This is a genomic window from Streptomyces sp. NPDC050560 (genome assembly GCF_044457285.1).
Classification (GTDB): domain Bacteria; phylum Actinomycetota; class Actinomycetes; order Streptomycetales; family Streptomycetaceae; genus Streptomyces.
Genome location: NZ_JBITGT010000003.1, coordinates 337284 through 363075 on the forward strand (window position 1 = coordinate 337284; position 25792 = coordinate 363075).

General features: G+C 74.3%; 23 protein-coding genes. 9 read left to right on the top strand and 14 right to left on the bottom strand.

The features are described from left to right. Positions 1 to 7: 7 nt before the first annotated feature. Together ACIBIW_RS08930 and ACIBIW_RS08935 are read right to left on the bottom strand one after the other, a co-directional pair. Positions 8 to 2914, bottom strand: a complete 2907-nt coding sequence (locus tag ACIBIW_RS08930) for an FAD-binding and (Fe-S)-binding domain-containing protein (RefSeq protein WP_399333555.1) — start codon at positions 2912 to 2914, stop codon at positions 8 to 10. A 111-nt stretch (positions 2915 to 3025) separates the two neighbouring features. Further along, positions 3026 to 3496 carry a MarR family winged helix-turn-helix transcriptional regulator gene (locus tag ACIBIW_RS08935; protein ID WP_399333557.1) on the bottom strand — a complete coding sequence of 157 codons (471 nt, stop codon included), beginning with the start codon at positions 3494 to 3496 and terminating at the stop codon, positions 3026 to 3028. Positions 3497 to 3599: 103 nt separating this feature from the next. Between ACIBIW_RS08935 and ACIBIW_RS08940 the strand changes: the two genes are divergently transcribed. The 4 genes from ACIBIW_RS08940 (at position 3600) to ACIBIW_RS08955 (ending at position 8137) form a co-directional block, all read left to right on the top strand. After that, on the top strand, positions 3600 to 5396 hold the full coding sequence (locus ACIBIW_RS08940) for an ABC transporter ATP-binding protein (protein WP_399333559.1): 1797 nt from the start codon (positions 3600 to 3602) through the stop codon (positions 5394 to 5396). Positions 5397 to 5448: 52 nt separating this feature from the next. Then, positions 5449 to 6291, top strand: coding sequence for an endolytic transglycosylase MltG (gene mltG, locus ACIBIW_RS08945; protein WP_399333561.1), 843 nt, complete (start codon positions 5449 to 5451; stop codon positions 6289 to 6291). Between the two features lie 125 nt (positions 6292 to 6416). Next, entirely contained in the window at positions 6417 to 7526 is a 1110-nt protein-coding gene (locus tag ACIBIW_RS08950) for an NAD(P)-binding domain-containing protein (protein ID WP_399333563.1), read from the top strand. A 188-nt stretch (positions 7527 to 7714) separates the two neighbouring features. Then, on the top strand, positions 7715 to 8137 hold the full coding sequence (locus ACIBIW_RS08955; protein ID WP_399333565.1) for a YjbQ family protein: 423 nt from the start codon (positions 7715 to 7717) through the stop codon (positions 8135 to 8137). Positions 8138 to 8311: 174 nt separating this feature from the next. Here ACIBIW_RS08955 and ACIBIW_RS08960 read toward each other — a convergent pair whose 3' ends face one another. Then, a complete protein-coding gene (locus tag ACIBIW_RS08960) occupies positions 8312 to 8755 on the bottom strand; it encodes an STAS domain-containing protein (protein WP_399333566.1) in 444 nt (147 codons plus the stop codon). A 287-nt stretch (positions 8756 to 9042) separates the two neighbouring features. Then, entirely contained in the window at positions 9043 to 10080 is a 1038-nt protein-coding gene (locus ACIBIW_RS08965; protein WP_399333568.1) for a hydroxyacid dehydrogenase, read from the bottom strand. A gap of 754 nt (positions 10081 to 10834) precedes the next feature. Between ACIBIW_RS08965 and ACIBIW_RS08970 the strand changes: the two genes are divergently transcribed. Beyond that, complete coding sequence (locus tag ACIBIW_RS08970; protein WP_399333570.1) at positions 10835 to 11875, top strand: lactonase family protein; 1041 nt, start codon at positions 10835 to 10837, stop codon at positions 11873 to 11875. A gap of 52 nt (positions 11876 to 11927) precedes the next feature. Here the strand turns inward: ACIBIW_RS08970 and ACIBIW_RS08975 are convergent, their stop codons facing one another. Continuing rightward, complete coding sequence (locus tag ACIBIW_RS08975; protein ID WP_399333571.1) at positions 11928 to 12845, bottom strand: sirohydrochlorin chelatase; 918 nt, start codon at positions 12843 to 12845, stop codon at positions 11928 to 11930. 231 nt (positions 12846 to 13076) lie between these two features. Then, positions 13077 to 14090 carry an N-acetylglucosamine kinase gene (locus ACIBIW_RS08980; RefSeq protein WP_399334009.1) on the bottom strand — a complete coding sequence of 338 codons (1014 nt, stop codon included), beginning with the start codon at positions 14088 to 14090 and terminating at the stop codon, positions 13077 to 13079. 360 nt (positions 14091 to 14450) lie between these two features. On the opposite strand from ACIBIW_RS08980, the gene ACIBIW_RS08985 reads away from it, so the two are divergent. Continuing rightward, on the top strand, positions 14451 to 15137 hold the full coding sequence (locus ACIBIW_RS08985) for a uracil-DNA glycosylase (RefSeq protein WP_399333573.1): 687 nt from the start codon (positions 14451 to 14453) through the stop codon (positions 15135 to 15137). A gap of 6 nt (positions 15138 to 15143) precedes the next feature. Here the strand turns inward: ACIBIW_RS08985 and mmuM are convergent, their stop codons facing one another. Together mmuM and ACIBIW_RS08995 are read right to left on the bottom strand one after the other, a co-directional pair. Continuing rightward, positions 15144 to 16055 (bottom strand): homocysteine S-methyltransferase, encoded by a 912-nt coding sequence (gene mmuM / locus ACIBIW_RS08990; protein ID WP_399333575.1) that lies wholly within the window; start codon positions 16053 to 16055, stop codon positions 15144 to 15146. Between the two features lie 43 nt (positions 16056 to 16098). Further along, positions 16099 to 17178 carry an NADH:flavin oxidoreductase/NADH oxidase gene (locus tag ACIBIW_RS08995; RefSeq protein WP_399333578.1) on the bottom strand — a complete coding sequence of 360 codons (1080 nt, stop codon included), beginning with the start codon at positions 17176 to 17178 and terminating at the stop codon, positions 16099 to 16101. Positions 17179 to 17451: 273 nt separating this feature from the next. Here ACIBIW_RS08995 and ACIBIW_RS09000 point away from each other — a divergent pair, with 273 nt between their 5' ends. After that, the gene (locus tag ACIBIW_RS09000; protein WP_399333580.1) at positions 17452 to 17817 is read left to right on the top strand and encodes an ArsR/SmtB family transcription factor; all 366 of its coding nucleotides are present in this window, start codon (positions 17452 to 17454) and stop codon (positions 17815 to 17817) included. A 15-nt stretch (positions 17818 to 17832) separates the two neighbouring features. Here the strand turns inward: ACIBIW_RS09000 and ACIBIW_RS09005 are convergent, their stop codons facing one another. From ACIBIW_RS09005 to ACIBIW_RS09025, 5 genes are all read right to left on the bottom strand, one after another. Further along, on the bottom strand, positions 17833 to 18555 hold the full coding sequence (locus ACIBIW_RS09005) for a TetR/AcrR family transcriptional regulator (protein ID WP_399333582.1): 723 nt from the start codon (positions 18553 to 18555) through the stop codon (positions 17833 to 17835). Between the two features lie 447 nt (positions 18556 to 19002). Next, positions 19003 to 19680 carry a phosphatase PAP2 family protein gene (locus tag ACIBIW_RS09010; protein WP_399333584.1) on the bottom strand — a complete coding sequence of 226 codons (678 nt, stop codon included), beginning with the start codon at positions 19678 to 19680 and terminating at the stop codon, positions 19003 to 19005. Positions 19681 to 19991: 311 nt separating this feature from the next. Continuing rightward, the gene (locus ACIBIW_RS09015) at positions 19992 to 20927 is read right to left on the bottom strand and encodes a M56 family metallopeptidase (protein ID WP_399333586.1); all 936 of its coding nucleotides are present in this window, start codon (positions 20925 to 20927) and stop codon (positions 19992 to 19994) included. Between the two features lie 368 nt (positions 20928 to 21295). Then, on the bottom strand, positions 21296 to 21850 hold the full coding sequence (locus tag ACIBIW_RS09020; RefSeq protein WP_399333588.1) for a DUF5134 domain-containing protein: 555 nt from the start codon (positions 21848 to 21850) through the stop codon (positions 21296 to 21298). Between the two features lie 198 nt (positions 21851 to 22048). Further along, positions 22049 to 22435, bottom strand: a complete 387-nt coding sequence (locus tag ACIBIW_RS09025; protein ID WP_399333590.1) for a VOC family protein — start codon at positions 22433 to 22435, stop codon at positions 22049 to 22051. A gap of 150 nt (positions 22436 to 22585) precedes the next feature. On the opposite strand from ACIBIW_RS09025, the gene ACIBIW_RS09030 reads away from it, so the two are divergent. Beyond that, positions 22586 to 23149 carry a GNAT family N-acetyltransferase gene (locus ACIBIW_RS09030; RefSeq protein WP_399333592.1) on the top strand — a complete coding sequence of 188 codons (564 nt, stop codon included), beginning with the start codon at positions 22586 to 22588 and terminating at the stop codon, positions 23147 to 23149. Between the two features lie 94 nt (positions 23150 to 23243). Here ACIBIW_RS09030 and ACIBIW_RS09035 read toward each other — a convergent pair whose 3' ends face one another. Beyond that, positions 23244 to 23927 carry a glycerophosphodiester phosphodiesterase gene (locus ACIBIW_RS09035; RefSeq protein ID WP_399333594.1) on the bottom strand — a complete coding sequence of 228 codons (684 nt, stop codon included), beginning with the start codon at positions 23925 to 23927 and terminating at the stop codon, positions 23244 to 23246. Positions 23928 to 24333: 406 nt separating this feature from the next. Here ACIBIW_RS09035 and ACIBIW_RS09040 point away from each other — a divergent pair, with 406 nt between their 5' ends. After that, positions 24334 to 25731: a DUF6421 family protein gene (locus ACIBIW_RS09040; RefSeq protein WP_399333596.1), complete on the top strand. Its 1398-nt coding sequence runs from the start codon at positions 24334 to 24336 to the stop codon at positions 25729 to 25731. Positions 25732 to 25792 lie beyond the last annotated feature (61 nt).

The window sequence follows — 25792 nt, forward strand, 5'->3', positions numbered from 1 at the left end:
CCGCCCCTCACGGCCGGGTGGCGCGCTCCAGTTCCAGCAGGACCGAGTGGTACGGGCGGCCGGTGGCGTGTTCCATGCCGATCTCGCACATGCGGTTGGCGGACAGGTGCGCGCCGTAGTCGTGCTCCGCGACCTCCGCGGCCTCTTTGCGGGTCGCGGACTCGGTCAGCTCCCGGTGCAGCAGGCCGCGGTCCCCCGCGAAGGCGCAGCACCCCGCGTCGTCGGGGATGTCGACCCGGTCGGCACAGGACTCGGCGACCGCCCGCAGCTCCGCCTCGTTCCCGAGGTGCCGGGTGGAGCAGGTGGGGTGGAGCACGGCCGACCCGACGGTGCGGCGCACCGTGAGACGGGGCAGCAGTTCCCGCGCCGCCCAGACGACCGAGTCGACGACCGTCAGCTCGCGGTGCAGCGCCCGGTTCTCCGCGGTGAGGTACGGCACCACCTCGCGGGCGATGCCGAGCGTGCACGAGGAGGCGTCGACGACCAGGGGCAGTTGGCCGCCCTCGGTCCAGCGCCAGGCGGCCTCGACGATGCGGTTGGCCATGAGCACGTTGCCGTCGTGGTAGCCCTTGGAGTGCCAGATGGTGGCGCAGCAGGTGCCGCCCGCGTCCCCGGGAATCCACACGGGCCGTCCGGCGCGCGCGGAGACGGCGACCACGGCCGCGCTCAGCGACGCGCCGCCCGGCCCGCCGAAGATGCGGTTGACACAGGCCGGGTAGTAGACGGCGGCGGCGCCCTGCCTCCTGGTCCTCGGCGGCCGGGGCGCGGCACCCGGCAGGGACGGCAGCCACTCCGGTACGAGGTCGGGCCGCACCGCACGCCGCGCCGCCCGGGTGGCGGCGGCGACCGGCCGCCCGCCGAGACGCCCCGCCGCGGCGACGGCCAGCCGGGCCGACCTCTCCAGCGCGGCGAAGTGCCGTGCGGCGCCGGCCGCGGCGCGCTCCTCGCGCGGGGTGTGCCGACGGTGTCTGAAGTCCTTCATCATCGCCCCGGTGTCGATCCCGACCGGGCAGGCGAGGGAGCACAGCGAGTCACCCGCGCAGGTGTCCACGGCGTCGTAGCCGTAGGCGTCGAGGAGCCCGCGCTCCACCTCCGACCCGGCGGGCTGGCGCAGCATCTCGCGGCGCAGCACGATGCGCTGGCGCGGCGAGGTCGTCAGGTCGTGGCTGGGGCAGTCCGGTTCGCAGAAGCCGCACTCGATGCAGGGGTCGGCGACGGGCTCCACCCGGGGGATGGTCTTCAGGCCGCGCAGATGGGCGCGCGGGTCCCGGTCGAGGATCACCCGGGGGGCGAGGACGCCCTCGGGGTCGACGAGGCCCTTCACCCGCCACATCAGCTCGGTGGCGCGCGGGCCCCACTCCAGTTCGAGGAAGGGGGCGATATTGCGGCCGGTGGCGTGCTCGGCCTTGAGGGAGCCGTCGAAGCGCTCCACGGTCAGCCGGCAGAAGTCGTCCATGAACGCCGCGTACCGGCGCACGTCCTGCGGCCTCGCGGCGTCGAAGGCGAGGAGGAAGTGCAGGTTCCCGTGGGCGGCGTGGCCCGCCACCGCGGCGTCGAAACCGTGCCTGGTCTGGAGTTCCAGGAGCGCCCCGCACGCGTCGGCGAGCCGCGCGGGCGGCACCGCGAAGTCCTCGGTGATCAGGGTGGTGCCCGAGGGGCGGGAGCCGCCCACCGCGGACACGAACGCCTTGCGCGCCTTCCAGTAGCCCGCGATGGTGCCCGGGTCCCGGGTGAAGGCGTTGGTGACGGACGGGACGGGGGCGACCAGGTCGAGACCGGCCAGGACCGCGGCGGCGGCCGACTCCTGCTGCGCGCGCGCCGCCTCGTCAGGGGCGCGGAACTCGACCAGCAGCGCGGCCGTTGGCCCCGGCAGCTCGCCCCAGTCGGCCGGGACCCCCGCGACGCTGACGGAGGCGCGCAGGGTGTTGCCGTCCATCACCTCGACGGCGCGGGCGCCCGCCTCGTTGAACAGCGGGACGGCGGCCGCCGCGGCGGTGAGGGAGGGGAAGAAGAGCAGCGCGGTGGAGACGTGCCGGTCCAGCGGGAGGGTGTCGAAGACGACCTCGGAGAGGAACCCGAGGGTGCCCTCGGAGCCGACCATCAGACCGCGCAGGATCTCGACGGGGGTGGCGCCGTCGAGGAAGGCGTCGAGGCGGTAGCCGTTGGTGTTCTTGATCTCGTACTTGGCGCGGATGCGCGCGACCAGGTCGGGATCGGCCTCGATCTCCGCCTTGAGCGCCAGCAGCCCCTCGCACAGCGGCTTCTCGGCGGCGGCCAGGCGGGCGTCGGCGTCGGGCGCCGCGGTGTCGACGACGGTGCCGGACGGCAGCACGACGGTGGCGGAGGCGAGGGTGCGGTAGGAGTTGCGGGTGGTGCCCGCGGTCATGCCCGAGGCGTTGTTCGCGACGACGCCGCCGACCGTGCAGGCGATGGCGCTCGCCGGGTCGGGGCCGAGCACCCGGCCGTGGCGGGAGAGCGTCGCGTTGGCCCTGGCGACCGTGGTGCCGGGGGCGATACGCGCCCGCGCCCCGCCGTCGAGCACCCGCACACCGGTCCAGTGCCTGCGCACGTCGACGAGGATGTCCTCGCCCTGCGCCTGGCCGTTCAGCGAGGTGCCCGCGGCCCGGAAGACGACCTTGCGGCCCTCGGCGCGCGCGTAGGAGAGCACGGCCGCGACGTCCCGGGTGTCCTCGGCGAGGACGACGGCCCGGGGCAGGAAGCGGTAGGGGCTCGCGTCGGACGCGTAGCGGACCAGGTCGGAGATGCCGGTGAGGACCTTGTCCGCGCCGACGGCGGCCCGCAGGTCCCGCTCAGGCTCCGCGGCCGCGGTGTCCCTGGTGATCCGGTCGGGCGCGGGGTGCGCGGCACGGGTGCGGGGGCGCAGGGCTCGCGGATCGGGCTCCAGCAGCGGCATCGGACGCACTCCTCCATGGTCGGGGCCCGGGCGGCCGTGGTGCGGGGCCGTCCGGGGGCACCCGGGCATGGTGTCACCGGGCCGCGCGGGGAGCGAGCGCGGGAGGGGGTGTCACACCGGACGCGGCGCGTAGCACTCGGGCGGCAGGCTCGCGCCGTCGACCAGCGCGGTCAGCAGGTCGCCCAACTGCTCGCGCTGGGCGCCGTCGAGCGGCGCGAGGATCTCCTCGGCGGCGCTGCGGCGGGCGCCGCGCAGCTCCTTCAGCACCCGCCTGCCGTCCTCCGTCAGCTCGATCCTGATCACCCGGCGGTTGGTGGGGTCGGGGACGCGGCGGGCCGTGCCGGCCGCCTCAAGGCCGTCCACCAGCGTGGTCACGGCGCGGGGCACCACTTCCAGGCGGCGGGCGAGGTCCGCCATGCGCGGCGGCGAACCGTACTGCGCCAGCATGCGCAGCAGCCGGGACTGGGCGGGCGTGATCCCGAGCCCGCACTGTTCGAGGTGGCGCTTCTGGATGCGGTGCACCCTGCGGGTCAGTCGCAGCAGTTGCTCCGCGAGCAGGCCGTCGGCATCTGGAATGCTCATGACCGCCACCGTATCAGGACTCAGTTCATTGTGAGTATAGGTAACAATGAGCTAAGATCTCGATGCCCGGCCCCGCCGCCGCACCGACCACCCGTAGGAGCCCATGCGCAACGACATCTCCTGGGCGCCCCCCGCCCCCGGGGAGCACCAGCCGCGCCAGACCCGGCGCATCCTCCGTCTCTTCCGTCCCTACCGCGGCCGGCTGGCGTTCGTCGGCCTGCTGGTCGCCGCGTCCTCGCTGGTCTCGGTGGCCAGCCCGTTCCTCTTGCGCGAGATCATCGACGTCGCCCTGCCGCGGGGGCGCACCGGCCTGCTCAGCCTGCTCGCGCTCGGCATGATCCTCAGCGCCGTCGTCACCAGCGTCTTCGGCGTGCTCCAGACCCTGGTGTCCACCACGGTCGGACAGCGCGTGATGCACGACCTGCGCACCGCCGTCTACGGCCGCCTCCAGCGCATGTCCCTGGCGTTCTTCACCAGGACCCGCACCGGCGAGGTCCAGTCCCGTATCGCCAACGACATCGGCGGGATGCAGGCCACGGTGACGTCCACCGCCACCTCCCTGGTCTCCAACGCCACCAGCGTCGTGGCCACGACAGTGGCGATGGTCGCCCTCGACTGGCGGCTGACCCTGGTCTCGCTGCTGCTGATGCCGGTGTTCGTCTGGATCAGCCGCAAGGTCGGCAGGGAGCGCAAGAAGATCGCCACCGAGCGGCAGCAACAGATGGCGTCCATGGCCGCCACCGTCACCGAGTCCCTGTCCGTCAGTGGCATCCTCCTCGGCCGCACCATGGGCCGCTCCGACTCGCTCACCCGCTCCTTCGCGCAGGAGTCGGAGGGCCTCGTCGACCTGGAGGTCAGGTCGAACATGGCGGGGCGCTGGCGGATGGCCGTCATCACCGTCGTCATGGCCGCCATGCCCGCCTTCATCTACTGGGCCGCGGGCGTCGCCCTCCAACTCGGCGGCCCCGGCGTCTCCATCGGCACACTGGTGGCGTTCGTCTCCCTCCAGCAGGGCCTCTTCCGTCCCGCCGTCAGCCTGCTGGCCACCGGGGTGCAGATCCAGACGTCCTTCGCGCTCTTCCAGCGGATCTTCGAGTACCTCGACCTGCCGATAGACATCGAGGAGCCGGAGCGGCCCGTACGCCTCGACCAGGTCAAGGGCGAAGTCCGCTTCGAGGACGTCCGCTTCCGCTACGAGGGCGAAAAGGCGCCCACCCTCGACGCCATCGACATCACCGTGCCCGCGGGCACCAGCCTGGCCGTCGTCGGTGCCACCGGCTCCGGCAAGTCCACGCTCAGCTCCCTGGTGCCGCGCCTGTACGACGTGACCGGCGGCCGGGTCACCATCGACGGGGTGGACGTGCGCGAGCTGGACTTCGACACCCTCGCCCGTGCCGTCGGCGTCGTCGCCCAGGAGACCTACCTCTTCCATGCGTCGGTCGCGGAGAACCTCCGCTTCGCCAAGCCCGACGCCACCGACGAGGAGATGGTCGCCGCCGCCTCGGCCGCGCAGATCCACGAGCACATCGCCGCGCTGCCGAGCGGCTACGAGACCGTCGTCGGCGAGCGGGGATACCGCTTCTCCGGCGGTGAGAAGCAGCGGCTCGCCCTCGCCCGCACCATCCTGCGCGATCCGCCGGTCCTCATCCTCGACGAGGCCACGAGCGCCCTGGACACCCGTACCGAGCACGCCGTCCAGGAGGCCATCGACGCCCTCTCCGCCAATCGCACCACCCTCACCATCGCGCACCGCCTCTCCACCGTCCGCGACGCCGACCAGATCGTGGTCCTCGACGACGGGCGCACCGCGGAGCGCGGCACTCATGAAGAACTGCTGGCCAGGGGCGGGAAATACGCCGCTCTGGTGCAACGAGACGCCCAACTGGAGTCGACGAAATGAAAATATGCCCGGTATGTCCGTCTTATTGTCGTACGTGGCTTACGGTGCCTGCATGGACACCAAGAACCCACGACAGAGCAAGGTACGGCTGACCCGCCGCGGCCGGATCGTCATCATCGCGGCCTCTGCCGTGGCGGCGGCCGGTGCCCTCGCCGCGGTGGTGCCGCTGCTGATCCCCGACGGCCAGGACCAGCGCCCCCGCGCCCTCACCATCCCCGAGGGCTGGCGGGCCCGCCAGGTGTACGACGCCGTGGACAAGGCCCTGGACGCGCCGCCCGGGACCACCAGGCAGTCGCTGCCCCACGCCGGGCTCCGGCTGCCCCAGGCGGCCAGGGGCAATCCCGAGGGCTACCTCTTCCCCGCCACCTATCCCGTCCGCGAGGACGCGACGCCCCGCACCCTGCTCGCCGCGATGGTGGACCACGGCACGAAGAAGTTCGGCGGCAACACCGTGACGGCGGGCGCCGAGAGCAACGCCATGAACGTCTACCAGGCCGTCACGGTGGCCAGCCTGGTACAGGCCGAGGCGGCCACCCCCGGGGACATGGCGAAGGTGGCCCGCGTCATCTACAACCGCCTCGACCGCGGCATGCCCCTCCAGTTGGACGCGACCCTCAACTACGCGCTGAACCGCACCACCGTGCACACCAGCAAGAAGGACATCGCCCTCGACAACCCGTACAACACCTACAACCGCATGGGCCTGCCGCCCACCCCGATCGGCAACCCGGGGGACCAGGCGCTGCGGGCCGCGCTCGATCCGGCACCGGGGGACTGGCTCTACTTCGTGACGGTCAAGCCCGGCGACACCCGCTTCGCCTCCACCTACGCGGAGCAGATGAAGAACGTCGACGCGTTCAACAAGCACCACAGCGGCAGCGCGTCCGCCCACTGACCCCGTACGAGCCGACCCCCACGCAAAAGCCCGCGGCCGAAGCGGGGACGGGGCGGCCACCGCCGCCCGGGCGGGGGCGGCGGCCGTCCGGGAAGAACCCGGGCCCCCGCATGGTTGGGTGAAACGTGAACGAACTCGGGACGGAAGCGGCAGCACGCGAGCTTGACGTGGTCGTCGTGGGCGCCGGTCAGGCGGGGCTCTCGGCCGCCTACCACCTGCGGCGCACCGGCTTCGTGCCGACGCGTGACTTCGTCGTGCTCGACCACGCGGCAGGGCCGGGCGGCGCCTGGCAGTACCGCTGGCCCTCGCTGACGTACGGCAAGGTGCACGGGATGCACTCGCTGCCCGGGATGGAGCTGACCGGCGCCGACCCCGCGCACCCCTCGTCCCAGGTCGTCTCCGGGTACTTCGCCGATTACGAGGCCGCGTTCGGCCTGCCCGTGCTGCGCCCCGTGGACGTGCGCACGGTGCGCGAGGGCCCGGAGGGGCGGCTGCTCGTCGACACCACCGGGGGCACCTGGGCGCCGCGCGCCCTGATCAACGCGACCGGTACCTGGGACCGCCCCTTCTGGCCCCGCTACAAGGGCCAGGAGACGTTCCGCGGACGGCAGTTGCACACGGCCCAGTACCGCGGGCCCGAGGAGTTCGCGGGGCAGCGGGTGATCGTGGTGGGCGGCGGCGCCTCCGGGACCCAGCATCTGATGGAGATCGCCCCGTACGCCGCCTCGACGGCCTGGGTCACACGGCGTCCGCCGGTGTTCAGGGACGGCCCGTTCGACGAGGACTGGGGGCGGGCCGCGGTCGCCCTGGTGGAGGAGCGGGTGCGCCAGGGGCTGCCGCCGAGGAGCGTGGTGTCGGTGACCGGGCTGCCCGTGAACGACGCGATACGGCGGGCGCGCGAGGAGGGCGTCCTCGACCGCCTCCCCATGTTCGACCGGATCACCCCCACCGGGGTCGCCTGGGACGACGGGCGCACCCTGGACGCCGATGTGATTCTCTGGGCCACCGGTTTCCGGGCGGCGATCGACCACCTGGCACCCCTGAAGCTGCGGGAACCCGGCGGCGGCATACGCGTCGACGGCACCAGGGCGGTGGCCGACCCCCGTATCCACCTCGTGGGCTACGGCCCCTCCGCCAGCACCATCGGCGCCAACCGCGCGGGGCGGGCCGCCGTGCACGACATCCGCCGCCTCCTCGGGCACACCGCCCCCACCGCGCAACCCACCGCCGCCTGACCACGGCCGGGTCCGGCCGCACCCTCCGACCGCCGTGGCGCTCACGCTCCGTGCACCCACCCGGGTGCACACGGACACCGTGCGCTCCGGTAGAACCCCGCCCTCCGCTCCTCTCCGCCCCCCACCCGTCGCGGTGCGCCCGGGCGGGCACGGAGTGCGAAGGGGGACGGCGGGGGCAGGATGGAGACATGTCGGATGCCTTCACCACACGTGTTGTGAACTTCACCACGGGTCACGAGGAGACCGTCCTCGACCTCACCCACACCTGCGAGACGTTCCTCAACGATGCCGCCGCCGGGAGGGACGGCCTGCTCAACGTGTTCGTTCCCCATGCCACCGCGGGCGTCGCACTCATCGAGACAGGCGCGGGCAGCGACCCCGACCTGCTCGCCGCCCTCCACACCCTGCTGCCCGCCGACGACCGCTGGCAGCACCGCCACGGCAGCCCCGGCCACGGCAGGGACCATGTGCTGCCCGCCCTGGTGGCGCCGCACGCCACCCTCCCGGTGCTGGCGGGCCGCCTGGAACTGGGCACCTGGCAGTCGGTCTGCCTGGTGGACACCAACGGGGACAACACCGACCGGCAGGTGCGGCTGAGCTTCCTGGGCTGAGCACAGCGGACGCGGCCGACGACAGGGCCCACGGCACGGCCGCGCCGTGCGCCGCGGTGGTCACGGCGGCCACTTGCGGGGCACATCAAGGGGGTTCGCCCGGCGGGGCGGGCCCGCAACCCATCCTCACGGGGAGGGCTCACCAGGGCCCTCCCCCCGGCGCCCGCGGGCGCGTTACCGCGTGCCCCCGCCGTCCTGCGCACGCGAGACGGCGTCGCGCAGCCGACGGCGGGCCCGGCGCGGGGGAGCGGCCCGCACCAGGTGGTGGACGTCGGAGCAGTGAGGGCCGGGGCAGTGGTCGCGCACGGCGGCCGGGGTGGCGACCACACGCAGGGTCCTGTCGAGCCGGCAGGCACGGAAGACCCGGCGCACCATGGGCTGCCGCGCCACCACCCACAGCACGCGCCCACGCTCCAGCAGCAGCGCCCGCAGCCGCAGCAGGACCCGCAGGCCGTTGGAGGTCATCAGGGAGGAGTGCACATCCACGACCACCACGGGCGCGGTGCTGCCGACGACCCGGCGGAACAGGGCTGCGGCAATGGCCGACTCGTTGTCGAGATCGATGATGTCGTGCAACTCGCAGACCAACCGGCCGACGGGCTGGACACCTTCACGCATGGCCGACATGGCACACCCTCCGGGAAGCAGCACTCAGTGCCGAGCCACTTCCTGACTCGCCAGGATTCTTCCCCATGGCGGCCCACTCATGCCACCGCGGCGCACCGGGCACGCCCCCGCGCACCGCAGACACCGCCCTGACCTGCCCTTGTGCGAGTGGCAGTTGGCGGTGCCCCAGGGGCCGGGACGCATCCGGTCGCCGATGGCGGGTGCGCTGTCGTGAGGACGGTGCGCACCGACGTGCGGTGTGTGGGGGGCCCGGGAAAGGCGCCCGCGGGCCCCCGCCGCTAGCCCGCCTGTGCGGTCCCCGGCGCCAACAGCTCCTCGTGCAGGAACGCCTCCCCGCGGGCGAACCGGCCGATCTCGTCGACGACATGGGCGCCCATACGCTTGAGCTCGTTGCCGACGGAGCCCGCCATGTGCGGGGTGAGCAGCACGTTCTCCAGCGTGTAGAAGGGGTGTGAGGCGGGCAGCACCTCCGGATCCGTGACGTCGATGACCGCCCGCAGCCTCCCGGCGCGCAGTTCGGCGAGGAGCGCGTCCTGGTCGACGACGGCGCCGCGCGAGGTGTTGACGAGGGTGGCGCCGTCCGGGACGAGCGCCAGCAGTTCGGCGCTGATCAGGCCCCGGGTCTCGGCGTTGAGCGGGGGGTGCAGCGAGATCACGTCGCAGCGGGCCATCAGCTCGGGCAGGGGCACGAGCCCGGCCCCGAGCAGGTCGGCCCCGGCCGGTGTCAGATACGGGTCGGCGACGAGGACGTTCAGGTCGGATATCTTCCGCAGGCCCTCGACCACCAGGCGGCCGATCCGGGACGCGCCGACGATCCCGACGGTCCTGCGGTAGTTCCCCGCCAGCGGGAACGCGTCCTCGCGGTTGAGGTACGCGCGGCGCTCACGGTAGAGCTGCGCCGAGCGGAACACGCTCTTACCGGCCAGCAGGATCATCGCGATGCTGTACTCGGCGACCGGAACCGCGTTGGCGAGACCGGCGTTGGAGACGCGTAGCCGCTCCGCGGCGCCAGTCGCCGTCAGCAGCGGGGCCGCGGCGCCGGTGGCGCTGACCACCGCGGCGAGCCGGGGCGCCGCCGCGAGCGCGTCGTCGTCGAGCGGGGGGCAGCCCCAGCCGGTCAGGAGGACGTCGGTGTCCGCGAGCGCCTTGAGCGCGGTGGGGGAGGTGAACTCGGTGAGGACGCCCGGGGTGATGTCGGCATGGGCGGCGAGCCGGTTCCACACCGGGTCGGGCAGCAGCAGGCGGGCGAGGTCCGGCGGAGACATGGCGAGGGTGCAGCGCGGGCGCCGGTGACCTGGGGCGGACGAAGAGTTCATGTGCGGCGTTTTCTGCTCGATGGTCTGGGCGGTGCCGGAGGCGGAGTCAGGGGAGGGCGCGGGCGGTGCGCACGGCGCTGGGGCACCCCGGCGGTGGACGGGCAGGGCCGTGGCGCCCTGCGCGGCCTTTCGGCGGGGCGGGGGCTCAACTCCTCGGCCCGGCAGCGGACATGTCCTCGGCGGCGTACCGCTGGGCGCGGGGCGCCGAAGCAAGACTCTCTCCTCACCGGACAGGGGCGGCCGGGCTGGTGCCGCGCGGGAAGGGCTCGGGGTGGGCCGTGGGGGCCGCTGTGGGGATACGTATGAGGAAAACGTTTACCGATGACCAGGCGACCGTAAGACGCCGAAGGTGGCGTGCGCAAGGCCGGGGGGAGATCTTCCGGGTGATGGCCGTGGTCCCAGGGTGGGGCGGTCCGCCTTGGTCGGGTGTTCGTCTAGTAATCGCTTTCCGACCGTCATCACCGATGCGCCTCTCGCCTCCCCGCCCTCGCCCCCCACACCTGCGGCCGCGCGAGGCACACCCGCCCGCCTGCGTCCGCGTCCTCCGCTCCCGCCGGGCGGGACCGCGCCCTCGACGGGCCGCCGTGCCCTGCTGCTACCGTCGGCCGCGACGATCAACGGGCTCGCCCGCGTCGGCGCCGGTGAACCGGGTGGAACGGGGTAGGAGCCGACCGGAGACGGCGGCTGACGGGTCGTCGGCGAACCGGCTGGACGGCCGGCCTTCGAGGAGCAGTCGGCGGAGAGCGGGGCAGCAGTGGCACAGGGCGGCAGCCGGGCCTACATCGGATCGTTCACCGCGGCCGGGGGCCGCGGCATCCTCACCGCGGCGCGGGACACGGAGACCGGGGCGCTCGGCGTGCTCGGCGCGACCGGGGACAAGCTCCCCGACCCGTCGTTCCTCGCCGCCGGGCCCGGCGGCGACCTGGTGTACGCGGTCAGCGAGACCGCCGACGGCGCCGTCGCGGCGTTCCGCGCGGGGCCCGACGGGCTCAGGCCCCAGGGCGAGCCGGTGGCCGTCGGGGGCTCGGGCCCGACGCACCTGTGTGTGTTCGCCCGGCACCTGCTGACCGCCAACTACGGCTCGGGAAGCGTCTCCGCGGTGTCGCTGCGCCCCGACGGCACCCCGTTCGCGCGCGCTTCCGTGCTGCTGCACGAGGGCGCCGGACCCCACCCGCAGCGCCAGCAGGGCCCGCACGCACACCAGGTGGTCGCGGCCCCGGGCGGCCGGTTCGCCGTGAGCGTGGACCTCGGCACCGACTCGGTACGGGTCTGCACCCTCGGCCCCTCGGGGGAGTTGAAGCTGCACCGCGAGGTGGCGCTGCGGCCCGGTTCCGGGCCCCGGCACCTCGTGTTCCACCCGACGGGCTCGCACGCGTACGTCCTCAACGAGTTGGCGCCGACGCTGACCGTGTGCCGCTGGGACCGGGAGACGGGCGCGCTCCAGCCGGACCTCGAAGTGCCGGTGCTGCCGGGCGTCCCGGACGGGGAGGCAGCGGCCTCGGGGATCGTCGTCTCGCCCGACGGGCGCTTCCTGTGGACGGCGACGCGTGGCGAGGACGTGGTGTCGGTGTTCGCGCTCGACCCCGCGGGTGCCGCGCCCGCACTGGTGGGGGCGGTGGCGTGCGGTGGGCGCTGGCCGCGGGACCTCGCGCTCGCGCCGGGCGGCAGGCACCTCTATGTGGCGAACGAGCGCTCGGGCGATGTCACCTGGTTCACCCTCGACGCCGACACCGGGGTGCCGCGCCACGAGGGGGCGGTGAGCGCACCAGCGGCCTCATGTGTGATCTTCGTATGACGTGCTGGTGGGGCGCCGGGCGGTCGCCGGACCGGGGGTGTCCCGGCCCGGGTCACTGCGCGGGCGGGCCGGGCTGGAGGGAGATCCCGAGAGCGGACGCGTACTGCGCGAGCGCGAGCTTCCCGATCGCCGGGTAGGCGCCCAGCGGTTCGGCCGCCGCGCACCCGGCCACCTTGGTGGCGGACTCCAGGCGGGCGCCGTCGATCTCGGGGCCGATCAGGTACGGGGCCAGGGCGAGCTGGGTCGAGCCCGAGGCGCGCAACTCCTCCGCGGTGGCCGCGATGGCCCCTTCCTCGTCGAGCGCGGCGGCCATCACGGGCACCGCGAGCCTGGCCGCGAGCAGCATGCCCGTGATCCCGGCGGCCTGCACGGCGTCGGGGCCGCCCACCGAGGCGAGGATGATGCCGTCGGCTGCGGTCGCCACCGTGAACAGCCGGGCGCGGTCGGCCCTGGCGAGCCCCGCCTCCGAGAGCCGTACGTGCAGGGCCTCCGCGAGCAGCGGGTGCGGGCCGAGGACGTCGGAGACCTCGGCGGGCGCGCCGGAACGCGCCACGGCCTGGCTGACGCGGCTCTGTAGCGCCTCGTCGGGACCGGCGAGCAGCGGCACCACGACGGCCACGGGGCCCGTGGGCTCCGGCGCCTCGGAACCGGCCGCGACCGCCTGCTCGTAACGCGCGGTGCGCTCTTCGAGCGCCCGGCCGAGGACGGTGTCGAGCGTCGGGTACTCGTCGTCACCGCCTTCGAGGAAGGCGAGCCGCCCGTCCACGCCCGGCAGCTCGGAGCGGGCGATGCTGAGGATCTCCTCGGCGAGCGAGCGCGCGGACGCGCCGGGCGCTCCCGGGACGGCGAGCACAAGCGCGGGCGCACCCTCGGGGGCCGCCACGGGCTCGGGGCGGCGGTGCCGTCCGGACTGACGGGGACGCGGCATTCGTACGGGCAGGCCGGATGCGGGCCCAGAGGGGGTGCTCATGGCGCCGCATGCTACTTGTTTCTGCCGTGCGGCTGCTGGGGGAGGGGCGAGTGAGTGCCGTCCGTCCGTTTTTGTCCGATGAGTCCAGGTGAAGGCATTCCGCCCATGCCGGGGCGAGTCGGGCGAGGTGGGAAACAGCGGGCATGCCCGCCTTCGTCCCTTCGGCTTCCGGGCTCTGGACTCCTCGGTCCTCCCCACGGCCGTCGTGCGCCGCGGGCGTCCGCCGACGCCTCAGGCGCGGGCCGTCTCCGTGTCGGGCGTGACCCAGAGCATCGTCCCGTCGACGGGCAGGGCGAGGCGGCCGTGCGCCAGGGCGGCGGCGAGGTGTACGGCGCCGTCGGCGGGGCCGCCCGCCGCGGGCACCTGGCGGGCGCCTGGCAGCCGCTTCGCGAACTCGTCGCGCAGCGGACCGAGCAACGGCTCGCCGAGCTTGAACAGGCCGCCGGTCAGCGCCAGCTCGCCGTCGGGCGGGCAGACCGCGGCCGCCGTGCGCGCGATCTCCCACGCGGCCGACCGCATGATGCCGGCGGCCACCTCGTCCCGCGCCGCCGCGACCCTGGGCGCGAACGACGCCAGCACCGCGGGCCTGTCGGTGCGGGGGTACACCTGCCCCGGCAGGCTCCGGGCGGGCCCGAACATCTCCTCGGCCGCGGCCAGCAGTTCGGCCGAGCCGCCCGCCATGCCGTCGTGGGCGCACAGCGCGGCGTCGAGCCCGGCCCGCCCGATCCAGGCGCCGCCGCCGCGGTCGCCGAGCAGATGCCCCCAGCCGTCGGCGCGGCGCCAGCCGGTCAGGTCGGTGCCCAGCGCGATCAGCCCGGTGCCGCCCGCGACCACGCCGCCTGGGCGTTCGCCGAGTGCCCCCGCGTAGGCGATGACGGCGTCGGCGGCGAGGGCGATCCTGCGCACCCCGAACTCCGCGCGCAGCGCCCCGGGCAGCCGCGCCCGCAGCCCGTCGCCGAGCGTCACCATCCCGGCGGCGCCCACCACGGCCGAGGCGAGGCGCCCGGTGCCGGCCCGCGCCATCAGACGGCGGGCCATCGGTAGCAGCAGGTCGAGCATCTGCCCGGCGTCGATGCCCTCGGGCCCGGTGCGCACCGGGGTGCGGGAGGCGAGAGCCAGGGCGGGTCCTTCGGGCGCCATGAGCACGGCGCGCAGTCCCGAGCCGCCGGAGTCGACGCCGAGCACACCCGTGTCGGCGGGCAGACCGTCGAGGACGGCGCCGTCGGGCCCGGGGACCTCGGCGATGTCCGCGTCGCCCGCGCCATGCGCCGCCGTCACGGCCGGCACCCGCCCGCGTGCGCGGCGCACGAGCGCCCGGACGGGGCATCCCGCGGGCGCGCGGCGGGAGTTCGTCCTTCGGGGCGCGGGGCGGGGTGCCCGGCGCCCGTGGGACGGGCGGGCGTGCTGATCGCTTGGCGCACCGCGCTTGCCTCCTCGCTCCCGGTCCCGGCGGCCGGGCCGACCGTGTGCCGCGCGGCGCCCGAGTGGCCCGGCGGGCCGTCGGGCGAACGCGACGAGGACGAAGAGTAGCGCCCGCGCAGCGCCCCCGTCCCGTGGGGGCTTCCGCGTGCGTACGGGAGTGTCGCGTGTCGCTAGAGTCCTGCCATGGCAGCACGACCTTTGAGTGAACTGGTGGAAGCGGGCTGGGCGAAGGCCCTGGAACCGGTGGCCGACCGCGTCGCGGCGATGGGGGACTTCCTGCGCACGGAGATCGCCGCGGGGCGTACTTACCTCCCCGCGGGCTCCCACGTTCTCCGGGCGTTTCAGCAGCCCTTCGACGACGTACGGGTGCTGATCGTCGGTCAGGACCCCTATCCGACCCCGGGGATGGCGATCGGGCTGAGCTTCGCGGTGACGCCCGAAGTGCGCAGACTGCCGGGCAGTCTCATCAACATCTTCCGTGAGATGCAGGCCGACCTCGGGGTGCCCGCGCCCGCCAACGGGGACCTGACACCGTGGGCGGGCCAGGGGGTGCTGCTGCTCAACAGGGCGCTGACGACGGCGCCCGGCAAGCCGGGGGCGCACCGCGGCAAGGGCTGGGAGGAGGTCACCGAGCAGGCGATCCGGGCGCTGGCCGCGCGGGGCCGTCCCATGGTGTCGGTGCTGTGGGGCCGCGACGCCCGCAATCTGCGCCCGCTGCTCGGCTCGTACCCGGTCGTGGAGTCGGCGCACCCCTCGCCGATGTCGGCCGACCGCGGCTTCTTCGGCTCGCGCCCCTTCAGCCGCGTCAACGACCTCCTGGTCCAGCAGGGCGCGGAACCGGTGGACTGGCGGCTGCCCGCGGCCTCCTGAGGGACCTCATGCCCCCCGCACCCGGGCCGCGACGGAGCGTACCGCCGTCGGCCCCACCCGGCAGCAGCCGCCGATGAGACGGGCGCCCGCCCGCTGCCAGCCGGTGACCTGTGCGGGGGCGAAGAGGGCGGGGCCGTACCAGGCGCGGCGCTCGGCGTCCCAGAGTTCGCCGCTGTTGGGGTAGACCACCAGGGGCTTGGAGGTGACCGAGGCCGCGACCCGCAGCGCCTCGGCCGCCTCGCCGGGGGCGCAGCAGTTCACGCCGACGGCGGCCACCTCGTCGGCCGACGCGGCGAGCGCGAACGCGTCGGCCAGCGGCTGCCCGGCCCTGGTCGTTCCGCCCGCGACGTTGTACGTCAGCCAGGCCGGGACGCCCAGGCCCGCCACCGCCGTCAGCAGCGCCTCCGCCTCGTCGGTGTCGGGCACCGTCTCCAGCGCGAACACGTCGGGGCCCGCCTCCGCGAGCGTCTCCAGGCGCGGCCGGTGGAAGCGGACCAGCTCGGCGACGCTCAGGCCGTAGCGGCCCCGGTACTCGGAGCCGTCCGCCAGCATCGCGCCGTAGGGCCCGGCGGACGCGGCCACCCAGCGCCTGCGGCCGTCCGCCGTCTCCTCGGCCGCCGCCCTGGCCAGGGCCACGCTGCGGCGCAGCAGCCCGGCGGCGGCCTCCCGGTCGAGGCCGCGCCGGGCGAAGCCCTCGAACGTGGCCTGGTAACTGGCGGTGATGGCGACATCGGCGCCCGCCTCGTAGTAGGCGCGGTGGGCGGTGGTGACCGCCTGCGGGGTGTCGGCGAGGAGCCGGGCGGACCAGAGGGCGTCGCTCAGGTCGTGGCCCTGGTCCTGCAACTGGTTGGACAGGCCGCCGTCGAGGACGAGCGCTCCCGCGGCGAGGGCGTCGGCGAACGGGCTGGTGTGCTGCACACCGTCGAACGTAGCGCCTGCGCTCCCGGTGTGTCGGCGCGCGTCAGTGGGCGCGCGCGTACTGGTCGGGCACCGCTATCCGGACGCCCAGCTCGGACGCCGCGTGCTGCGGCCAGTACGGGTCCCTCAGCAGCGCACGGCCGAGCAGGACGGCGTCGGCCTCCCTGCCCGCGATGATCTTCTCGGCCTGTCCCGGCTCGGTGATCACACCGACGGCGGCGGTCGCGAGCCCGCCCTCCCGGCGCACCCGCTCCGCGAACCGCACCTGGTAGCCGGGTCCTGCGGGGATGCGGACCCGGGGGGCGTTGCCACCCGTGCTCGTGTCGACCAGGTCCACGCCGTGCTCCTTCAGCAGCGGGGCGAGGCGCACCGTGTCGTCGTCGCTCCAGCCCACCTCGTCGAGCCAGTCGGTGGCGGAGACCCGGAAGAACAGCGGCTTGTCCTCGGGCCACACCTCCCGCACCGCGTCGACCACCTGGAGGGCGAAGCGGACCCGGTTGCCGAAGGAGCCGCCGTACTCGTCCGCGCGCTTGTTGCTGAGCGGGGAGAGGAACTGGTGGATCAGGTAGCCGTGCGCGCCGTGCACCTCCGCCACCTCGAACCCGGCGTCCAGCGCGCGCCGCGCCGCCTCCCTGAACTGCCCGGCGACGGCCCCGATCTGCTCCACGGTCAGCTCGGCGGGCAGCGCGCGCCCGTCGTCGAAGGGCACCGCGCTCGGCGCCACCGGCTCCCAGCCGCCGTCGGCCGGGGACAGGGGGCCGCCGCCGAGCCAGGGCGCCGAGGTGGACGCCTTGCGGCCCGCGTGGGCGAGCTGCACGCCCGGCACACCGCCCCGCTGCTTCACGAACGAGGCGATCGGACGCAGCGCATCGGCCTGGGTGTCGTTCCAGATGCCCAGGTCGGCAGGGGAGATACGGCCCTCGGGGCTGACCGCGGTGGCCTCGGTCATGACGAGCCCGGCGCCGCCCACCGCGCGGGCCCCGTAGTGCGCGTGGTGCCACTCGTTCGCAGCGCCCGTGAGCGGACCCGACGTGTCCGCCGAGTACTGGCACATCGGTGACATCCAGACCCGGTTGGGGAAGGTGACGGATCGCAGGGTGTACGGCTCGAACAAGGCGCTCACGGCGGAGGTCCTTTCCTCGCTGACGGTGCCGGGCGGGTCACGGGGCGGCCCGCTGCTACGATAGCCGCCGTAGTACGGCAAATGTCAAACTACGAAAGATCTCGTACCTGGACGGCGCCCGGCGGTGTCCGCCCGCCCGCTCGGACGCCCCGCGCGCCCTGGCGGGCCGGGGGCCCGTTCGCCGCCGTCGGAGACCGGGCGTGCGGCGAAGAACCGCTCCCCGGCCGCAAGCGTCCCTACCCACGCGAAGAACTCCTACCGAGGGGAGCCACCGTGACCGCCACCACCCCCGGCGCCCGTGACCTCGCCCACCCCACGCGCGGCGAGATCCGTCTCGAAGCGGTGCTGCACGCCCTGTCGGACCCCATGCGGCTGCGCCTCGTGTGCGAACTCGCGGCCACGGGGGAGGAGCTGCCCTGCTCCGCCGTCGAGCTGCCGATCACCAAGTCCACCACCACGCACCACTACCGGGTGCTGCGGGAGAGCGGCGTGGTCAGGCAGTGCTACCGCGGCACCGCCAAGATGACGAGCCTGCGCCGCGACGACCTGGAGACCCTCTTCCCCGGCCTGCTGGCGAGCGTCCTCGGCGCGGCGCACAGGCAGGAAGAGCGCGCCGGGGACGGCCGCGCGCAGCTCTGAGCGGCCGCGGCGGCCTCAGGGCGGCGGCGCACCCGTACCGCCCCGGCCCCCGCCCTCCGCGGGGCGCGGGTCGGGCAGCTCCGACGCGGGCCGCGAGTCGAAGAACTCGGACAGCTCCGCCAGGGGTGCGGCCGCCTCGCCCGCACCCGGCCGCGGCGCGCCCATCTCGGGGTCGAGCCGGTAGCGCCTGAACAGCTCGGCGCGCAGCGTCGCGATCGCCATCGGCGCGCCCGGCACCAGCATCGCGTAGACCGCGCCCATCAGCAGCGCCCTGAGCATCGGATAGTCCGCGTCCACCGAGTCCGAGCCGTAGCGCTCCACGGTGTCCCGCAGCAGCTCCTCCAGGCGCCGCTGCTCCGGGCACTGCACAAAGCCCTCGGCTTGCAGGATGCCCGCCATGTGCGTCCGCATCAGCACGGGCCGGTCCCGGGCGAGGCCCAGGATCGCGTCGATGGCGCGCGCGAGGCGCTCGCCGCCGTCGTCGGTCCGCGGCCCGCGTTCGAGACCGGCCTCCAGGCTGCGGTGCATCAGCCGGTGCACCGCGGACTGGACGAGCTGGCGCTTCCCGGGGAAGTAGTACGAGACGAGACCCCGCGCCGAGCCCGCGCGATCCGCGATGTCCGCGAGCGTCGTGGCGTCGTAACCCTGCTGGTTGACCAGCTCCACGGCGGCCTGGAGGAGCCGCTCTCTGGAACGTCGGCGCAACTCTTCATTGACCGATGCGCTTCGAGGGGACATCCTGTAACTCCTGCGTTGACTGGCCCACAGTCAATATACTCAGTGCGTCCGCGCACAAGAGTCCGCACCGGACTCTGTACGCGGCTGCCGTCCGCATGGGCGACGCGGGGGATCGTCCATGCGGACGGCCGGGCGCGAGGGCCCCGGGTGCTCAGGACCCGGGGCTCCTCCCGCCGCTGTCTTCGGCCCCTCGGCGGGCGAGGCGCCCGGGAGGTCATCTCGCGCCGCGCCCGCCGACGGGGCCGAACCACACGGCGTACGCGAACGGCCGGGACCGAAGGCGGAGAACACCTCCCCGGGGATGTTGAGGACGGGCTTCCGCTTCTCTGCCGGACACAGCACAGCACACGGCCTCCGCGCGGCGGACGCCGCCCCCCGAAGCACCGACGGCCACCGTGGCAGCTCGGGGGAACTCCTGTGCCCGCCCGGCCGTCGGCCGGCTCGCGCTCAGCGCGATCCCAGGCGCCACCTGTGCCCGACCGCCGCCGCGAGCGACACGACCAGCGCCCCCAGCAGCCAGCCGCCCACCACGTCCGACGCCCAGTGCACCCCGAGCCACACCCGGGTGAACCCGACCCCCGCGACGCTCACCGCCGCAGCCCCCACCGCCACGGCCCACACGGGCCCCCGTACGCCACGGCGCCGCAGCAGCCAGAGCAGCAGACCGCACGCCACCACGGCCGTCACCGCGTGCCCCGAGGGGAAGGCGGCGTAGCCCGCCGAGTCGACCGGGTGCCGCCACACCGGCCGGGGCCTGTCCACCGCCGCCTTCAGCCCCTGCTGCGCCAGCGCGCCGAGCCCGCCCGCGGCCGGCAGCCACAGCGCGGTGCGCGACGCCCCCCGCCACAGCAGCCACAGCGCCACCAGGACCTCGACGGCGCGCCAGGTCCACGGGTCCCAGACCCAGTCGCTGAAGATCCGGTTCACGTGGGTCGCGGCGGGGTGCGCCAGCGCCGCCCGGTGCGCGGCGCGGGCGAGGGAGCCGTCCAGGGAGAGCAGCGGCGGCCAGCGCGCCGCGACCAGCCCCAGCAGCACGCCGAGGGCCGCCGCCGAGGCCGCCGCGAGCACCCACGCCCCGCGGGACGTCCCGGGATCGGGCGGCGCGGGCTGCCGGGCGGATCGCATGCGGTGATCCTCGCCCGGAAGGAGGGCCCTGACCAGCCTGACGCGGCGCGCGGCGGCGAAGCCTTCGCCGCCGCGCCGCGGCGGTTCCGGGGGCTTCGGCGGCTTCGGGATGCGCTAGGCCGTGTCGTTTGGATCTTCGCGGGGGTGCGACGCCAGCTACGGCACCTCGCCGCGTTGTCGGACCGTCCACGTACGCCCAGTACGAGGACGATCCTCCGCCTTGCGATGCTCCCCCACAGCCCGAAGGGCGTGGGAGGTACCCCCAGCATCTGACGCCGCACCCTGGTCCACGAAGATCCAAACGACACGACCTAGCCCCACGCCCGCAGTGCCGGTACGAACGTGATGAGCAGCGGGACCACCGGGATCAGCGCCGCGGCGGCCGTCAGCCGCAGCCTGCGCACCGGGGCCAGCCGTCCTGGACCCGAGAGGAGCCGGTCGACACGCTGCGGCACATACGCGTCCGGGGCCACGGCGGGGGTGAAGACGCCCCGCTCCTCGTTCAGTTCGACGAGCGCGAGCGCCGTGGTGAGGCGGCCGAACCGCTTGGACGCCATGTCGTCGGCCGCAAGCTCCACCAGGCGGTGCATCTCGCGGCGGAACGCCTCGAACACCGGCACCCGGGGAAAGCCCGAGGCGAGCGCCCCCGAGCAGTACAGCAGCCAGTCGTGCCGTGCCTGCGCGTGGCCCTGCTCGTGCGCGAGCACCGCGTCGAGCTGGCGGCCCTTGAGGCGGCGCAGCGCCGCGGTGGTGATGACGAGGCGGGGCGCGGCGCCCGGCAGCCACCAGGCGTCGGGGCGCTCGCCCTCCAGCACCACGAGCCGGTCGCCCTTCGGCTCCTCGCCGGGCAGCAGGGGAGCCCTGACCAGCAGCTCGGCGCGGCGTCCGCGGCGGCGGGCACGGGCCCCGAAGACCTCCCGGGTCAGCATCGCCCCCGTCCACAGCCCGCCGCAGGCCAGCACCGCAGCGGTGAACGGGGCCCAGGCGCCCCCGGCGCCGAGCGCGTACGCCTCGACGACCGCGGGCGGCGCGGGCGCGAAGACGTTGCCGCGCACGGCGAGCCAGGCGGCGGAGGCGCTGAGCGCGAGGGCGAGCGCGCAGCACAACAGGACGGCGGCCACGACGCACTGCCAGACCCACAGCGCGACGATGGGCTCCCGCTCGGTCCAGTCCGCCCGCGCCAGCAGTCTCGGTGCGACGACAGCCGTCAGTGCGCCGAGCAGCAACAGCGCCACGGGGACCATCATGCGGACCAGCCTAGGGGGTGTTGCGAAAGTGGCGTCGTTCGCCCGGAGGGCGGGCCGGGCGGCGTTCGGTGCTGGGGGTACCTCCCACGCCTTTCGTGCAGTGGGGGAGATCGCAAGGCGGTGGGGGTACCCCCGGGCCCTCAGGGCCCAGGGGGAGGTCGTCCTCGTACTGGGCGTACGAGGGCGTGCCCGACAACGCGGCGAGCGTGCGTGCCGGGCGTCGCCCGGCAGACGGGACTTTCGCAACACCCCCTAGAAGCGCGGCGGTGCGCTCCGGTACGGCGTTCGACGGCAAGTGACGTACGCCACGTCCTGCGCGGCCTGCGGTTGGCCGCCCGCCGGGTTCCCCACCCGGCGCGGCCCCGTGGTCAGAGAGCGCCCAGCATCGCCACCATCCCGAGGCTCATGGTGAGCCCGCAGACCCTGGCCAGCTCGGGCCTGTCGCCCCAGGCGACGTGGACGGGCGGGCCGCCCGCCGTCGCCACCGGTATCAGCCGGGCGCCCGCGAGCAGCGCGTGCCCCGCGAAGTACAGCAGCAGCGCCCCGGTCAGCAGCGGCGGCCCGCCGCCATGGGCCATGTGCCCTGCGTGGCCCGCGGGCATGGCGGCCATCAGCGCCGCCATGTAGGCCATGGCGCCCGCGCCCACCAGGTGGTGGAGGTGACGCGGCGCGCTGTGCGGCGGCCAGAGCGTGCGCAGCGCCGCCGCCGCGAACACCGCCGCCATCGCGATCCACACCCCGCGCGGGGCCGCCAGGGCCGCGGCGGGCACCGCCATCGCGGCCATGCCGAAGGCCATCAGCGTGTCGAGGCCCGCGGCGCGCCGCTGCTCCTCGACCCCGCTGCGCAGCCGGAGCAGACAGTAGCCACCGCTCGCCGCGCACAGCGCCACGAGCAGCCACGCCACCGGCGCAGGTCCCAGCACCGCGTCCCCCTCTCCGCCGGTACTCCCCGGCCCCTCTGCCCCCGGTCTCCCCGGACCCCGGGCAGGGAGTACGGAGAGTGCCGCCCCGTCGATCCCCTGTCCAGACAGCGATGCCCGGGGCGGACGGCGCGCAACCGAGCGCACGGGTGTGCGGGAGGAGCGGACGGGGCGACCCCCGTGCCCGTCGCGGGCCCCGTCTCAGGGCCGGTAGCGGATCGGATGGTCCGCCGGGACCTCCACGAGGGCGATCCTGACCCCGTCGGGGTCCGCGATCCACATCTCGACCAGGCCCCAGGGCTCCTTGCGCGGCTCCCGCAGCACCTCCACACCGCGCGCCGCCAGCTCCTCGTGCGCCGCCCGCGCGTCGGGCACCTGCATCCAGAGCTGGAGGCCGGGCGCGGGCGGCTCGGGCGAGCTGCCCGAGACCTCCAGATAGCCGCCGCCGAGGAAGAACACGGTCCCGCGCGCGGGACCCGTGCCGAACTCGCGGTAGATCTCAAGGCCCAGCTTCTCGGCGTAGAACGCGCGCGACCGTTCGAGATCCGTCGGCCGCAGCAGGGTCCTGCCGCTCAGTACGTGCACCATGGGGGGACCTTACGGGCTTCACGGCCGCCGGGTTAGGCTCGGCCGGGCCGTTTCGCGCCCTCCCCCACGCGGGCGCACCCCACGCGCGCGGCGGCCATCGCGCGCGCCGTGGCACACGGGCACCATGCGCAGACCGACCGGAGGAACACCGTGGACACCAGGGAAGCCGCCGACGCGGGCCCCGGCGAGCTGGTCTTCAGGGACGCCGCCGCCGAGGACACGGCGGCCGTCATCGACCTGGTGCACGCCGCGTACCGGGGCACGGGGGCGCCCGGCGGCTGGACCACCGAGGCCGACATCCTCGGCGGCCAGCGCACCGACCCCCAGGAGATCCGCGACCTGCTCGCCGACACCGGCGGCAGGCTGCTGCTCGTCGAGCGCGACGGCGTCCTGACCGCCTGCTGCCGCGTCGAACACCGCGGCACCCGCGGCTACTTCGGTCTCTTCGCGGTCCGCCCCGACCTCCAGGGCGGCGGCGTCGGCAGGGCCGTGCTCGCCGAGGCCGAGCGGATAGCGGCCGGCTGGGGGGCGCGCGAGATGGAGATGACCGTCATCGTGCAGCGCGAGGACCTCATCGCCTGGTACGAGCGCCGCGGCTATCGCCGTACGGGCCGGACGATCCCCTTCCCGTACGGCGACGCGCGCTTCGGCCTTCCGCGCCGTGACGACCTGCGGTTCGCCGAGCTGGTCAAGCCGCTGGCACCGCCCTCCTGACCACGGCACCACCCCTGGACCCGGACCCGGACCACCGCGCCGTGCCCGGCCGCGGCCCCGTCCCGGGCCCCCGCCGCCCGCGCGGCGGCGCGTGTCACGCCGTGAAACGGGCGGTGCGCTTGATCTCCGGGTGGTCCGTGGTCACCGCGTCCAGTTGGAAGGCGCGGGCGAGCCGCAACTGGTCCTGGGTGTTGACCACCCAGCCGATGATCCGCAACTGCGCCGCCTTGGCGCGCTCCACGGTCTCCAGCGTCAGCCTGCGGATGTTGAGCGCCACCGTGCCCGCGCCCACGGCGGTGGCGCGGTCCACGATGTCGTTGCCGTAGCGGCTGGCGATCAGCACCGTGCGGACCCCCGGCACCAGGCGCGCGACCTCGGCGACCGCCTCGTCGTGGAAGGAGCTGACCTCCACCCGGGACACCAGGTTCCGCTCGTGCATCACGCCCGCCAGGGCGCGGGCCGCCGCCGTGTCCTTGATCTCGGCCTGGAGGGGCGTGGCCACCGCCTCCAGGACCTCCTCGAAGACCGGCACCCGCTCTCCGAGGCCGGCGTCGAGCGCGCGCAGCTCGGCCAGTGTCTTGTCCGCGATCGGGCCCCTGCCGTCGGTGGTGCGGTCCACGTCGGCATCGTGCATGACGACCAGCGAGCCGTCCTTGCTCAGATGGAGATCGAGTTCGATCAGATCGAGACCGGCGTGCTCGGCGGCGATGAAGGAGCGGAGGGTGTTCTCGGGCTCCACACCCATGATTCCGCGATGACCGATGGTGAGGAAGTTCAAGGTTCACTCGCTTCCGTCGACTGCGGCTCGGCTGCCGCGCGGTGGGGAACGTGCCCACACGGCAAGCCCGCAGCCTAACGGCCACAGAGCGTCAGGGAACCGGTGCGACGCGAGTGGCCGGAGTCGTTCGCTCCGGCCTTGACGCCGGGCCCCGCGGTACACCCGCCCGCCGGATGTCCGCGGCCCGGCGGCGAATCACCCCGGGGTGGGCGTTTCCCCCATGCCTTGACCCCGCCGGGCGCCGGGCGTGCGCCCCGGTCCCGGGAGGTGCGCCGGAGATCAACCAGAACAGGCGTTATGACCCTTTCCTTAGCTTTCCATCCGGCCGTTCCCACCCCTACTTGTGGCCGATGACCTTGCGTGGATACCGTGGAGTGACAAGAAGTTATCCCGTGGAGGAGGGGTCATGACGAAAATTCTTGCTCAGGTGGGCGCCCGTGAGCAGATTCCTCCCTCGGGTTCTCCCGTCGACACCGCCGCATGGGCGCGGTTGAAGGCGGCCGTCGAGGAGATCAGGGACTGGCAGTCCAAGGACGGCTCGGTCGACTTCGAGGCCGAGGGAGCGCCCGCCCCCGAGACGGCGCGCGCTGCCGTGGACCGCGTGGTGTCGGCCGTCGAGGAGCTGTCCCCGCTGCTGCCGCACGACGCCGCGTACCACCGCGCGGCCGTGGACGACCTGCGCCGCTGGGCCGAGGACGGCTTCGGGGTGCCCGACTTCCTCGACTCGCTGCTCGCCTTCCAGCCCGCCGCCCGGCGCGAGGACGGCCTCAGGCATCTGATCGTCTTCCCCATGTACACGCAGAACGGCAACCCCGACCGCAACCTCGAAGCGGTCGTCTTCCGCATGGTCTGGCCGGACTGGCTCGCCGCACTGGAGCGCGACCGGTACGACAACCCGCTCTTCTGCGGCATCACCTTCGAGGACTTCACCCCGGGCTACGACACCAACTCCGCCGTCCTCTTCCCCGAGACGGTCGCCGTGCGCGAGGCCCCCGAGCGCTTCGGCTGGGGCGCCATCTTCTGCGACCGCGAGGCGGCACGCTTCCGCCGCGTCACCGACGCCGCGGTACGGATACTCGGCGTACGGCTGCCCGACGACGTGCGCGCCCTCGTCGACGACCACGCGCGCTGCCAGGACGCCTTCGTGCTCTGGGACATGATCCACGACCGCACCCACAGCCACGGCGACCTGCCCTTCGACCCCTTCATGATCAAGCAGCGCCAGCCGTTCTGGATGTACGGCCTTGAGGAACTGCGCTGCGACCTCACCGCCTTCCGGGAGGCCGTACGGCTCGCGGGCGAGGGCGTCCCGCAGGCCCGCGACGTCCAGTACGCGATCCTCTTCGACCGCCTCTTCCGCTTCCCCGTCACCGGCGAGCGGGTCCGCAACTACGACGGACTCGGCGGCCAGCTCCTCTTCGCCTACCTGCACCAGAACGACGTCGTGCGCTGGACCGACAACACCCTCCACATCGACTGGGAGCGCGCGCCCGAGGTCACCGAGCGGCTCTGCGCCGAGATCGAGAAGCTCTACCGCGACGGCATCGACCGCCCCAAGGTCGTCCACTGGTTCGCCGGGTACGAACTGGTCTCCCGGCACCTCTCCCCGCACCCCGGCTCCCGCTGGGCCAAGGGCCCCGACGCCCTCGACCTGACCCTGCCCCCGCGCAAACTCGTCGACGACGTGCTTCCCGACGAGTTTCCGCTCAGCATGTTCTATGAGGCCCTGGGCAAGAAGCTCCGCAAGGTGATCGCGGCGACCCGGGGCATCACGGCCCGGGACGAGGCCCCCGAGGCCGCCTGAGCCGCCCCGGCCCGCACGGGCACGCGCGCGGCATGACGAGAACACGAGCGGGATCGCAGGA

Bases quoted from the DNA above. Each gene is read 5' to 3' on its own strand.
- ACIBIW_RS08930 (WP_399333555.1), bottom strand. From the start codon at position 2,914: ATGCCGCTGCTGGAGCCCGATCCGCGAGCCCTGCGCCCCCGCACCCGT.
- ACIBIW_RS09015 (WP_399333586.1), bottom strand. From the start codon at position 20,927: ATGATGGTCCCCGTGGCGCTGTTGCTGCTCGGCGCACTGACGGCTGTC.
- ACIBIW_RS08940 (WP_399333559.1), top strand. From the start codon at position 3,600: ATGCGCAACGACATCTCCTGGGCGCCCCCCGCCCCCGGGGAGCACCAG.
- ACIBIW_RS08955 (WP_399333565.1), top strand. From the start codon at position 7,715: ATGTCGGATGCCTTCACCACACGTGTTGTGAACTTCACCACGGGTCAC.
- ACIBIW_RS09010 (WP_399333584.1), bottom strand. From the start codon at position 19,680: ATGCGATCCGCCCGGCAGCCCGCGCCGCCCGATCCCGGGACGTCCCGC.
- ACIBIW_RS09040 (WP_399333596.1), top strand. From the start codon at position 24,334: ATGACGAAAATTCTTGCTCAGGTGGGCGCCCGTGAGCAGATTCCTCCC.
- mltG (WP_399333561.1), top strand. From the start codon at position 5,449: ATGGACACCAAGAACCCACGACAGAGCAAGGTACGGCTGACCCGCCGC.
- ACIBIW_RS08965 (WP_399333568.1), bottom strand. From the start codon at position 10,080: ATGAACTCTTCGTCCGCCCCAGGTCACCGGCGCCCGCGCTGCACCCTC.
- ACIBIW_RS08975 (WP_399333571.1), bottom strand. From the start codon at position 12,845: ATGAGCACCCCCTCTGGGCCCGCATCCGGCCTGCCCGTACGAATGCCG.
- ACIBIW_RS09025 (WP_399333590.1), bottom strand. From the start codon at position 22,435: ATGGTGCACGTACTGAGCGGCAGGACCCTGCTGCGGCCGACGGATCTC.
- ACIBIW_RS09005 (WP_399333582.1), bottom strand. From the start codon at position 18,555: ATGTCCCCTCGAAGCGCATCGGTCAATGAAGAGTTGCGCCGACGTTCC.
- ACIBIW_RS08935 (WP_399333557.1), bottom strand. From the start codon at position 3,496: ATGAGCATTCCAGATGCCGACGGCCTGCTCGCGGAGCAACTGCTGCGA.
- ACIBIW_RS08960 (WP_399333566.1), bottom strand. From the start codon at position 8,755: ATGCGTGAAGGTGTCCAGCCCGTCGGCCGGTTGGTCTGCGAGTTGCAC.
- ACIBIW_RS08985 (WP_399333573.1), top strand. From the start codon at position 14,451: ATGGCAGCACGACCTTTGAGTGAACTGGTGGAAGCGGGCTGGGCGAAG.